This is a genomic window from Cyclobacterium sp. L-R (assembly GCF_056859355.1).
Window position 1 is genome coordinate 58,987 of sequence record NZ_JBSXOH010000089.1, and the last position, 12,304, is coordinate 71,290.

Genomic DNA, 12,304 nt, shown 5'->3' on the forward strand with positions numbered 1-12,304 from the left:
GATTATTTGGGAGCCCTATCGGTATACCCTTTATTATAATTTATTGAATTTATCTTTTGTACTAAACTGTATTCTATCTGATGACAGAATTTTTCAATAAGACATTATTTTTCTTTCCCCTTTCGATCCTTTTCTTCTGCCAATGCCAAACCAAGATTGAATCTGAAGGAGAAATTATGCCTGAGTTTGTCATAACTGACAGTCTTTTTATCGATTATCTGGGCCAACTTAGTATGGTGGATTTCAAAGAAGACCAATCGGAATATTTACTTTATGATAGACAAAGAAAAGAGTTTGTTAGAGTAAATAACAAAGGAAATATACTTCAAACCAAGAACCTCTCCATAGATGGAAAGGATTACTTTGGGACTCAGTATTTTTCTATCAATTACCTTCCTAATAACCAGCTGCTTTTTGTCGGGAGCGGTCATTTTTTTTGGTATGATAGGGAATTGAATCTGATTGAAAAAAAAGAAATACCATTTAACATCAAGTCAATTTACTTTAGTCCAGGTCATGTTAATCTAGTTCAAGAGCAAAGACTGTTTACTCATGCTTACAGCAAGGATATAAATGAAGCTTCTACAGAAAGAGATGAATTTTTATCCAGCCATCCATTTTTAACGGTTTTTGATTTCAAGGAAGAAAAATTTATCAGTCAGGATTATATTCCCAAATCCGTACAAATGATAAAATCTCCTGGGAAATACTTGGATAGCGCGCCTTTTTCATTGCTGCACAACGAAGAATTGTACCTTCTTTTTGCAAATTCTCCCGAGATTTATCGTTTTAGCTTTCCAAACTTAGAGCTTATGGAAACAATTGAATTAAACCCGGGTAAATCCACTTATTCACAAATAGCACCTCTTCCATTTGAAAATTATGAAGGAGGGACATTTGAGATGGTTTTCGAAAATTCAGCTTATTTTGGTTTGTTTTCTTCAAATGAATACCTTTTAACAGGATACTATGGTGCCATACCCAGTGATGTAATGGAAGAGTACAATAGCACCGCTACGCAGGAAGAGAAAACAATAATTAAGGAAAAATATAAAATTCCCTATTATCAAATAATAAAAGAGGGTAAAAAATTATGGGAAGGACACCTAGATATACAATTTAAGAATCAAGGTGGAAGGTTATTTGCCGACCGCAAGCTCAATCAGCCTAAGGTTGAGGAGGAATTGGATTACATTCCTTTTTATTTTTACGAATTAAGATAGACTAATCCATTTAATTCGGCCTAGAAATTTGTAAGCCTAGCCTTTCTCCACTTTTAGTTGATAAAATATTATAGCCTATTTCATTTTATACTTTTTAAATAGTCTCTTCAATGTTGGCATTTTTTGGTTTTGGATCGTGTTTGTGCCAGTAGGAAGCTAGTACTGACCCAGTGATATTCATAATGATGCTAAAGACTGCAGGGGCCAATCCAAGGGTAGCTAATTTGCCCATTTCTTTGGCTAGTGCACCAGCCATACCTCCATTTTGAAGGCCTACTTCCAAAGCGATTGTTCTGGAATCTCTTTCATCTAGACCTAAAGCCTTACTCGCAGTATATCCTAGTAAGTAGCCTACGATATTATGAAGAAGTACAAGGGCCAGTAAAATAAAACCTATATCAAGTAAATTGTCCCTTCCTGATGCTGTAATAAGCACGATAACTATAGCTACGACAACCATGGAAAGGGTGGGCATTATCTTTTGTAGTATTGCTATTTTATTTCTAAAGAGGTGGTTGACCAATAAGCCAGCTCCGATGGGGATAATGACCATTTTAACGATGCTCCACATCATTACACCGATGTCGATTTCTATCAATGAACCTGCTAACCATTTCATAAGAAAAGGTGTAGCAAAGGGGGCCAATAAGGTAGAAAGTGCAGTTATTGTAATGGACAATGCCAGGTTGGCTTTGGCCAGGTAGCTTATAACATTAGAGGCCACTCCACTTGGGGAACAGCCTACTAAAATGATTCCAGCAGCAATTTCTATAGGCAAGCCACTATAATGAGCAATTGCCCATCCAGATAGTGGCATCAAGGTCAATTGGCATACCAAGCCTATAAAGACTCCCTTAGGATTTTTGCCAATCTGTACAAAATCCTTAATCGCCATGGCTGTCCCCATCCCAAACATGATGAATTGGATAAGTGGGGTAATCAATTGACTTAAGGCATAACCTTTATAAGCAATAAAAGGTTGTGGATAGTATAGGGCTAAAGTGGCTGATCCAAAGATCATCACCGTATAGGTGTACCCATTTAGCTTTTGATTTAGATTAAAAGCAAGACCCAATAATACCATGAAACCTATCAGGAATGGGCCTGATGGTCCATAATTTCCTGTTAGGATCAGGTAGAAATAGAGTAACAGCAGTAGAATTGCTGATAGTGATAAGAGACGAAACAGAAATTGCTTTTTCAAAAGCCCCTAATCTTTTGGTGGCTTTCTGTGCCAATAAGAAGCCAGGACAGATCCTGTGATGTTCATTAATGGTCCAAAAACGGCTGGAGCCAATCCTATTGTAGCTAGTTTACCCATTTCTTTGGCTAAACCTGAGGCCAAACCACCATTTTGCATGCCTACTTCTAATGCTACAGTACGAGCATCTCTTTCGTTAAGTCCAAGCCACTTGCTGATCCAAAAACCAAGATTGTAACCCATGACATTATGGATAAATACCAATACAATAAGTAAACCTCCTATGTCCAACAAGCTATCCCTACCGGCGGCGGTAATAACGACAATGATTATACCTATACCTGCCATAGAAACTACAGGCATGGTATCATCAAGCCACTTGGCTTTTCCGGTAAATAACTTGTTGAATATTAATCCGGCTCCTATTGGTATGATGACCATTTTTATAATGCTCCACATCATGTCCAAAACATTAATTTCTACAAATTGTCCTGCCAATAACTTCATCAATAATGGCGTTAGAAAGGGCGCAAGAAGGGTAGAAATGGCAGTAATGGTAATAGACAATGCCAAATTGGCCTTTGCCAGGTAGCTCATTACATTGGAAGCAAGACCACTAGGCGAACAGCCAATAAGAATCAAACCTGCGGCAATTTCAGCTGGGAAATTACTTAAGCTTGCTAGGATAAACCCTGTTATAGGCATGATCGTAAATTGGCTCAATAAACCTATAAATACTCCTTTTGGCATTTTAATTACACCTGCGAAGTCCTTAAAAGCCATTGAAGTTCCCATGCCAAACATTATAATTTGGATCAGTGGAGTAATTAAGTTGCTATAGGAATAGCCTTTGTATTCTACAAAATACTCCGGATAGTACATGGCTGCAGTTACCCCTGCGAAAATCATTGTAGTGTAAGTAAAGCCTTTGAGTCTTTCGAATCCTCGAAAACCAATACCTATCAATACAAAAAATAGAATGAGTGGGATCGAAGCTTGCTCAATATTACCGGGAATAATAAGTATTAAAGCTAAGAGCAGGCACAAAAGGCCTGCTCCAATAAGAGATTTGAAAATCATTTCTTTATTCAAAATAAATCGGGTTATGGGTAATTAGCTTGTTAGAGCTTTAAATGTAAGCAATACAATCCATTTCCACTAGAGAGTCACCTGGTACACCACCATAAGTCGCAACAGTAGTTCGAACTGGTGGTTTACTACCAAATCTACCTCTAAATATTTCATTCATCCCTTTGTAATCATTAAGGTCATGTAGATAAACATTGACTTTAAGTACCTTATCCATGGAACTACCGGCTTTAACAAGCTCTTTTTCCAATTCCTTTAGTACATGATCTGTATGGGCTTTAATATCTCCATCAAAGTGGGCACCTTTACCTGCGATATAAACTGTGTTACCATGTTTGGTAGCTCCTGAGAACAAAGGAACATCTTGTTCTTCTACTATGCTAAACGCTTCCTTCTCAGCGCTTTTTGTTTCAATAGAATTGGCTTTGGCTATGGTGCCTATTCCTGCTACTCCAGCAAGGGAGGCGAATAATTTTTTAATAGTATTTCTTCTTTTCATTTTTTCCATGATGGTGGATATAGGTTTAGTAATCTTATTAAGTACATTGAATATATAGGAATATTATTTTTTCTCCAAATGTAATTGGATGAAGCGAGGGGATAACTGTTTTAATGGAGGTAATTAACTTAAAGATGGCAATCGCTAGAGCTACTAATGCCTTGTATAGACAAGGGGCAATGGGAATTTCTCTAAATTAGTCAATCCTTGCTTATGTTGATTGCATCGTAATTTTATTTGCGTTGAATCAGTGAATTTTAGCATAAAATCTCAATTTTTAAATGGACCATTTTAGTGTTTCAACTTTAAAAAATCTTCATCTTCAATAAATATTGTGTTTTACGTTTTAAGAAGAGTGAAAAATTAAGTTTGATAAAAGATTTATTTGCAATAAAAAATAAATATAATATCATGAAATCTAATTAATTTTAAGGGAATTCTTGTATTCATAAAATAATACATATATTTTTAGTTTTAACCTATATTTCAAAATGTCAAAAAATTATATTAATCATTGGGTATTGGTGCTTTCTTTAGTCATTGTGGGCGCATGTTCATCCAAATCAACTGAAACTGAAAATAAAGAAATGAGTAGTACTACAGAGCCATTGTATAAAAGTCAACCATTTACATCTAACAGTGAATTTACTGGAGGCATAGAAGGTCCTGCGGTAGATAAAGATGGGATCCTTTATGTTGTTAATTTTGGTAAAGAAGGCACAATAGGTCAAGTGACTCCTGATGGAAAAGCTTCACTTTTTGTTAACTTACCTGAAGGTAGTACCGGTAATGGCATTCGTTTTAATAGCAAGGGAGAAATGTTAATCGCAGATTATACCGGTCATAATGTTCTTAAAGTGGACATGCAAACCAAGGAGATAAGTGTTCTTGCGCACCATGATGATTTAAATCAGCCCAATGACATTGCCATCATGGACAATGATATTGTATTCGCCAGTGACCCGGATTGGAAAAATAGCAAAGGTCAAATCTGGAGAGTAGGTCTTGACGGGGAGTTTGTTCTTTTAGAAACTGATATGGGAACGACAAATGGAATCGAAGTCAGTCCTGATAATAAAACACTTTATGTCAATGAATCTGTTCAAAGGACTGTTTGGGCTTATGATTTGGATGAAAAAGGAGAAATTTCAAATAAAAGATTGATTCATACATTTGAAGATTTTGGAATGGATGGTATGCGGGTAGATGTAGATGGAGACCTCTACGTAACCAGACATGGTAAAGGAACAGTAGCGAAGTTATCTCCAGAGGGAGAGTTGCTAAAAGAGATCAAAATGTCAGGAGAAAAACCTTCTAATATTGCTTTTGGTGGACCAGATGGTAAAACGGCCTATGTAACATTGCAGGATAATGGAAATATCGATTCTTTTTTAGTCGAAAAGCCAGGCAGAGCTTTTGGCAAATAAGTTAGAAGTGATTTTTTGTAAATAGAGTTAATATGTGATGTTGGCAAATGAAGAAAACAGTCAGGAGTTGTCTGATGTACTGATGCTTTGTGGCATCGGTGCATGGGAACTCCAGCCTGAGAGTCAACAGTTAAAATTTTCTTCTACAGGGCTAAAATATATTAAAACTAACAATTCAGAGTCAATATCCCTTTCAGCTTTTATTGAAATGGTGCAGGCGCCTTTTAGAGAAGCTCTTGCCGTTTGTTTTGAAAGATTGATTAAGGACAAAATAGCATTTCTTGACATTTTTTATCTTGAGGACTCTACCTGTTTAAGGGTAAAAGGGAATTCAATAACTAAAGGAAACAGGACAAGAATATTTGGCACTATTGAGGGCATTAATTATACTCAAGAAAAGAAAATCCAGCTTCCAATAAATGAAGTGATTTCGAACATTCACTACAAAGAACTTTATGAATTACATCCATTGCCGATTTTTATCTGGGAGTATGATTCTTTAAAAATAGTGGACTGCAATAGGCAAGCTTTATTGAAATATGGCTATACAAAAGAAGAGTTTTTGGACCTTAGTCTTAGAGATATTTGCCCTGTTGACAATGTTCCATCTAAGGATTTTTATATAAGTAAAGGACCTGGTAAAAATGGTGGACATCAAGTAGAGTGTCAACACCATACCAAAACAGGGGAAGTGTTTTATGCTAAGGCCTACGCGCAAAACATAAAAATTGATAGTAAATATTATATCATAGAACTAGTAACAGATTTTACAGATCATGTGGAATCTGAGGAGCAGTTGCTTGCGAGTTTACAAGAGCTTTCCGATTATAGATTTGCCTTGGATGAATCCTGCTTGGTATTGATACTCAATCAGGATAAGAAAGTAGATTACCTTAACCTAAAATTTCAACAGGTCACAGGCTTTCAATCACAGGAAATAGTAGGTAACTCCCCAAAGGCTGTTTATGAGGAAAATGAATCCCTAAAAGATTGCTTAAAAGCGGTCAGTAAAGGGAAAATTTGGAGGGGAGAGCTCAAAGGAAGAAAAAGCGATGGAGGTATTTTTTGGGTAGATACAGTCATTACACCATTCAAGGACAATAAAGGCAAAACCTACCAATTCATTTGGATTGGTTATGATATAACTGAAAAAAAGCAAGCAGAAGAATCTCTTTTTAAAGAACGATTTTTATTGAGAACTATCATTGACAATTTGCCAATACGAATTTATGTCAAAGATAAGAAAGGGAAACACATCATAAACAATAAATCTCAATACAATGATTTTTTAGGCGCTTCGACCGAGGAGGAAACTTTAGGTAAAACGGTTTTTGATTATTTTCCACAAGAAGTAGCCGAGAGGATGACAGCAATTGACCATCAAATATTGGAAGCGGGCAATTCTGTTATGAATCTGGAAGAATGTTATCATAATAAGAATGGCGAAATCAATTGGCTTCTTACCAATAAGGCAGCACTTAAGGATGCTTCGGGTAAAGTAGTAGGTTTGGTGGGAATGACAAAAGATGTGACAGAAAGGAAAAAAGAGGAAGCCATTCTAAAACAGTTAAATCAGGAGCTTATTAAGAAAGCAAAAGAACTGGAACAGTCTAATCAGGAATTAGAGCAGTTTGCCTATATAGCTTCTCATGATCTTCAAGAACCCCTTCGAATGATAACGGGTTTTTTGGGTATTTTAGATAAAAAGTACTCTTCCGTTTTGGATGAAAAGGGGAAGCAATATATGTATTTTGTAGTGGATGGGGCTACAAGGATGAAAGAAATCATCATGGATTTATTGACTTATTCCAGAGCAGGCAGGCTAGAGGAAAAAATAAAGGAAACAGATCTCGCAGAGCTAATATCCAAAGTGCTGAGTCTTCAACAGACCTTAATTTCTCAAAAGAAAGCCATAATCGAAGTTGGGCCAATGCCTTTATTGAGTATTCCCATTGCTCCAATTCATCAGGTTTTTCAAAATTTGATTAATAATTCCCTAAAGTATCAGGAGGATGGGGTAGTACCTAAAGTTAGTATTACTGCCAAGGAAAGGGATAATTTTTGGGAGTTTTTGGTAAAAGACAATGGGATAGGTATTCCTGAATCAGCTAAGGATAAAGTTTTCATCTTATTTTCCAGACTTCATTCAAAAAGCAAGTATGCCGGAACCGGTATAGGCTTGGCCATGTGTAAGAAGATCATCGAAAACTTAGGTGGAAGTATAGGTTTTCATTCTAATGAGGAGGGTGGAACTACATTTTATTTTACTGTACCTAAGTTGCTTTGATAAATTTCAGGGCCACTGTATAGGAGAATAGAATGCACATTTTCATATTTATTGTTAGATATGATGCGCAATGATTGTATTTATTAAGGGAATTGGCGTAATTAATAAGGCAATTACTTTTATGGAGTTAAATATTATTTAAAGACATTATCTGAAAAAATTTTTACATAGCATTTATTGATGGATCAGGAAGGGTATCATTTATTATTGGTTGAGGATAATTTGGGGGATGTATTGCTAATTGAGGAATACCTCCATGAAAAAGTTCTTAACCTAAAGCTCGCTGTTACAAATACGTTTGAAGAAGCCCAAGAAAAGTTAACAGCAGGCACTCATCGTTTTGACGGTATAATTTTAGATTTGACTTTACCTGATTTGCAGGGTGAGGCTTTGATTTTGAAAGTTAAAGAATTAGCAGGAGATGTAAGCATAATTGTTCTAACCGGTTATTCCAATATAGAGTTTGGAATGAAGTCACTGTCATTAGGTGTGTCCGATTATTTATTGAAGGACGAGCTTTCCCCAACCTCTCTTTATAAAAGTATAATTTACAGTATAGGAAGGTCTAGAATATCTCAGCAGCTTAAACATTCTGAGTTGAAATACAGGGAGTTATTTCATCTAAGTCCCCAGCCAATGTATTTATATAATCTTTCGACCTTGCAGTTTATGGACGTGAATAAGGCTGCGATAGATCATTACGGTTATACTAAGGATGAGTTTTTGCAAATGAACCTAAAACATATCAGACCCGAACCTGAAATTCCCAAACTCGAAAGAATGATTAATAGTATCAGGTCCGGGAAAGTGGGTATAGGTCCAAAAATTTTTACGCATAAAAAGAAAAATGGTGAGATCATCACCGTGGAAATTAAAAGCAGTTTAATTGACCATGAAGGTGTAAAAGCTGAGGTAGTACTTGCAAATGATATCACTGAAAGAATGCAGTACATCAAGGCCATTGAAGACCAAAATAAACGTTTGCAGGAGATCGCTTGGATGCAATCTCATGTCGTTAGAGCGCCCTTGGCAAGACTTATGAGCTTGGTAATGGCAGTAGATACCCTGGAAGAAGATTTTGGTAAAGAAAATTACAGCAAAATGATTATGGATTCAGCGGTGGAGCTTGATGAGATAATTAGAGATATTGTTAAAAAGACGGATAAGGTGAGCTTAGAAGCCAAAATGAAAGAAAAATACGACCAAAGTTCCGAGGTATAAACCTTTATTTACTAGCAATCCTTCTATTGGTTGGTATAATCTTTTAACTATCAATCTTTCCTTTTTTCAGCTAAGCTTTATTGCTGCGATACGCCAATACTCTGTCAGCCAATTTTTTTTGTTTTGAACTCACCTGATCAATTAAATTGCAAATTAAAAAGAGATGCCTATTGCATTCTTTGGGATAAATCTTCCGTGTTTAGGTTTGCGAATAGAGGAAACCTAATCAGTCTGTCGCTGTACTTTTCTGCCTGCACCAATTTTTGAATTGGGTTTTCTAAGGATAAATAATAGGGACTTGTATGTAAACCTTGATAGTGGAAAACAGCTAAAATTCCCTTCTGTTTAAGGATTTTTATAAGTTCATCTCTCTGTTTGAAATTTTTTGCCAGTCCATAAAACAGGTGGTAATTGTGTTCAGCATGGCTTGGGATTTTCATCCATTCTATCTCATATTCTTCTAATAGGTTTGGTAAATTATTTTTAAGCCAGTGCCATATCACTTTTCTGTTTTGCTGAATAGTCTCTATTTGTTCCAATTGAGCCCATAGCCAGGCGGCATTTATCTCTGAAGGGGCAAAAGCACTGCCTAGGCTTACCCATTCGTATTTGTTTTTATTACCAGCATTAAAGGCTTTTCTGTTGGTTCCTCTATTCCATACTTCGTCTGCCTTGCTTATAAATTCGGGATCATTGATCACAAGCATCCCACCTTCCCCACAACTTATGTTTTTTGTTTCATGAAAGGAAAAAGTGGCAAAGTGACCAAATGTACCCAAAGGTTGGCGCTTTTTATTGGGATCAATATAGAAGCCATTAATAGCTGCTGCAGCATCTTCCACCAAAAACAGTTTGTGTTTTCTAGTGATTGCCATGATTTGTTCCATGTCACAAGCCAGGCCTCCATAATGAACCGCGATTATGGCTCGGGTTTTATCATTGATCAATTGGGGTAGGAGGTTAGGGTCAATTCCGGGATAATCAGGCAGACTATCTACAAACACTATCTTGCAGCCTCTAAGGGCAAAAGCATTGGCTGTACTTACATAGGTGTAGCTTGGGACTATTACTTCATCTTCAGGCTTTAGATCCATTAACAATGCAGCCATTTCAAGTGCATGGGTACAAGAATGAGTTAGGTAAACTTTTCCAAATCCATATTTCTTTTCAAAAAACTCCTGGCACTTGCTAGTATACTTACCGTCAGCAGCCAATTTACCTTCCTTGTATGCATCCTGAATGTAATGCCATTCATTCCCTGTGGAATATGGGCTGTTAAAAGGAATGGAAATGGTAGACATACTATATACTGTCTTTAGGGGTAATGGACTTTACCTCTTCTTTATTCACTTTCGGATTTTTGTAATAATGTAAATCAGATACCCCACCAGAAACGATGAATTTCATTATTTCTGTACTATTTACATTGTATAATTTCTCCACATTTTTTCTGGGTACGAGGTACAGGTTACCACTAAAATTATAAGAATGAGGGAAATATACGGCAACCAATTCCTCCTGTCCGATTACATTTAAATCGTCTTGTGTCATAAAACCCAGTCTAGACATGTTGTCCGAAAGCTTTACAATAATTGGCGTATTAAATTTTTTCTTGTCTCCAACAAATGCAGACATGAGGTCTTTGATACTTGTGTAAAGAATATTGACCAAAGGTATTTTAAAAACGAGTTTTTCTAACTCCTCAAAAATTGATTTTGTGATAAATATGCTTGTTAGGTAGCCAACGAGCGTAATGAAAACGAGCATTACTAATATACCTAAACCCGGAACATTAACAGGTATGATATTGTCTAAAAATTGAACTGTAAGGATAATTATATAGGCCGTCAAAAAAAAGGGCACTACAAATAAAAGGCCTCTAAGGAAGTACCCTAAAATGCGTTTTGAAGTGAAACTTGACATCTCAAAATTGGATAAAGTTAATTTATTCTAAAAGTAAAAAACCCTGCTCACTAAATAGAGAACAGGGTTTTTTATAAATTACAGTAATTGAATATAAACCTAAATATTATAAGTCTATACCCATAAATGACATAAATGCGATTCCCATGAGACCTGTTATCAACATGGTAATGCCTAGGCCTTTAAGTCCATTTGGAACATTTGAGTATTTCAACTTTTCTCTAATAGCCGCTAGAGCAACTATTGCTAGGAAGAAGCCAGTACCCGATCCAAAACCATATACGGCTGCTTCAGCCAAGGTATAATCTCTTTGGGCCATAAATAAAGATCCACCCAAAATAGCACAGTTTACAGCTATAAGTGGAAGGAAGATACCTAAGGCACCATACAAGGCAGGAGCAAATTTCTCCACGACCATTTCTACAAGCTGTACCATGGCTGCAATGATTGCAATGAACATGATGAATCGTAGAAAAGTAAGGTCTATAGTAGCGAAAGACTCACCAAGGAATGACAAAGCACCTTCTTTCAACACAAACTCATTCAATAACCAGTTAAGAGGTACCGTAATCGTCAACACGAAAATAACAGCAGCTCCCAAACCTAAGGCCGTACTAACTTTTTTGGAAACAGCCAAAAAAGAACACATACCCAGGAAGTAGGCAAATACCATATTGTCAATAAAAATTGACCTAATTGCTAAACTAAATAATTCCATTGTTCCTGATTAATTAATGTTCTACATATCCTGTTTTGGATCTTTGGACCCAAATCAACAATCCCAAAATAATAAAAGCCCCTACTGGAGATACCATTAGCCCGTTCGTTGCAAGGCTGAAATCCTCTCCGAACAAACCTGATACATAATCAAAAACTGGAATACCAAATACAGCACCTGATCCCCAAAGTTCTCTGAAGAAGGCCACTGTAAGAATAATCCAAGAATAGCCCAAGGCACTTCCGAATCCATCTAAAATTGAATCGTAAGGTTTGTTACCTAGTGCAAAAGCTTCCAAGCGACCCATTACTATACAGTTGGTAATGATAAGCCCTACGAAAACGGATAATTCTTTGTACATATCGTAAGCAAAAGCTTTCAATACTTCATTTACAAGAGTTACCAATGTTGCAACTACTGCTAGCTGAACAATGATCCTTACCCTACCTGGTATTTTGTTCCTCAATAAGGAAATGGTAAGGTTGGACATTACTACCACAAAAATAACCGACAGGGCCATTACCAATGTAGGTTGCATTTGTGTTGTTACCGCCAAGGCAGAACATATACCCAATACCTGAATGGTGATAGGGTTATCGTCCACCAAGGGGTCAGTAATCAGTTTTTTCCTTCTTTTAGAAAGAAACGCTTCTGAATCCTTTACTATTGCTTTTTCAGCGGTTTCTGTACTCATAATTTCTTTGTATTGAAATTTT

11 protein-coding genes are annotated in these 12,304 nt (G+C 36.4%); 4 read left to right on the forward strand and 7 right to left on the reverse strand.

Annotated features, from left to right (window positions below; genetic code table 11):
- Nucleotides 1-80 precede the first annotated feature (80 nt).
- Complete coding sequence (locus AC13EX_RS17965; protein ID WP_482893770.1) at nt 81-1,223, forward strand: hypothetical protein; 1,143 nt, start codon at nt 81-83, stop codon at nt 1,221-1,223.
- A 94-nt stretch (nt 1,224-1,317) separates the two neighbouring features.
- On the opposite strand, the gene AC13EX_RS17970 is transcribed toward AC13EX_RS17965, so the two are convergent.
- From AC13EX_RS17970 to AC13EX_RS17980, 3 genes are read right to left on the reverse strand one after another with little or no spacing between them, the layout of a single operon-like run.
- On the reverse strand, nt 1,318-2,427 hold the full coding sequence (locus tag AC13EX_RS17970) for a bile acid:sodium symporter family protein (protein WP_482893771.1): 1,110 nt from the start codon (nt 2,425-2,427) through the stop codon (nt 1,318-1,320).
- 6 nt (nt 2,428-2,433) lie between these two features.
- Nucleotides 2,434-3,504 carry a bile acid:sodium symporter family protein gene (locus AC13EX_RS17975; protein ID WP_482893772.1) on the reverse strand — a complete coding sequence of 357 codons (1,071 nt, stop codon included), beginning with the start codon at nt 3,502-3,504 and terminating at the stop codon, nt 2,434-2,436.
- A 49-nt stretch (nt 3,505-3,553) separates the two neighbouring features.
- Nucleotides 3,554-4,021, reverse strand: a complete 468-nt coding sequence (locus AC13EX_RS17980) for a RidA family protein (RefSeq protein WP_048641694.1) — start codon at nt 4,019-4,021, stop codon at nt 3,554-3,556.
- Nucleotides 4,022-4,503: 482 nt separating this feature from the next.
- Here AC13EX_RS17980 and AC13EX_RS17985 point away from each other — a divergent pair, with 482 nt between their 5' ends.
- The 3 genes from AC13EX_RS17985 to AC13EX_RS17995 all read left to right on the forward strand — a co-directional run bounded on the left by AC13EX_RS17985 (nt 4,504) and on the right by AC13EX_RS17995 (nt 8,947).
- A complete protein-coding gene (locus AC13EX_RS17985; RefSeq protein WP_482893773.1) occupies nt 4,504-5,439 on the forward strand; it encodes an SMP-30/gluconolactonase/LRE family protein in 936 nt (311 codons plus the stop codon).
- 37 nt (nt 5,440-5,476) lie between these two features.
- The gene (locus tag AC13EX_RS17990) at nt 5,477-7,726 is read left to right on the forward strand and encodes a PAS domain S-box protein (protein WP_482893774.1); all 2,250 of its coding nucleotides are present in this window, start codon (nt 5,477-5,479) and stop codon (nt 7,724-7,726) included.
- Nucleotides 7,727-7,906: 180 nt separating this feature from the next.
- Nucleotides 7,907-8,947, forward strand: coding sequence for a PAS domain-containing protein (locus AC13EX_RS17995; protein WP_482893775.1), 1,041 nt, complete (start codon nt 7,907-7,909; stop codon nt 8,945-8,947).
- A gap of 167 nt (nt 8,948-9,114) precedes the next feature.
- Here the strand turns inward: AC13EX_RS17995 and rffA are convergent, their stop codons facing one another.
- The 4 genes from rffA to AC13EX_RS18015 form a co-directional block, all read right to left on the reverse strand.
- Nucleotides 9,115-10,248, reverse strand: a complete 1,134-nt coding sequence (gene rffA, locus AC13EX_RS18000) for a dTDP-4-amino-4,6-dideoxygalactose transaminase (RefSeq protein WP_482893776.1) — start codon at nt 10,246-10,248, stop codon at nt 9,115-9,117.
- Nucleotide 10,249: 1 nt separating this feature from the next.
- Nucleotides 10,250-10,870, reverse strand: a complete 621-nt coding sequence (locus AC13EX_RS18005) for a DUF502 domain-containing protein (protein ID WP_048641697.1) — start codon at nt 10,868-10,870, stop codon at nt 10,250-10,252.
- Between the two features lie 106 nt (nt 10,871-10,976).
- Nucleotides 10,977-11,588: an NADH:ubiquinone reductase (Na(+)-transporting) subunit E gene (gene nqrE, locus AC13EX_RS18010; protein WP_048641698.1), complete on the reverse strand. Its 612-nt coding sequence runs from the start codon at nt 11,586-11,588 to the stop codon at nt 10,977-10,979.
- A gap of 13 nt (nt 11,589-11,601) precedes the next feature.
- Nucleotides 11,602-12,282 (reverse strand): NADH:ubiquinone reductase (Na(+)-transporting) subunit D, encoded by a 681-nt coding sequence (locus AC13EX_RS18015; RefSeq protein ID WP_048641699.1) that lies wholly within the window; start codon nt 12,280-12,282, stop codon nt 11,602-11,604.
- Nucleotides 12,283-12,304: the final 22 nt, after the last annotated feature.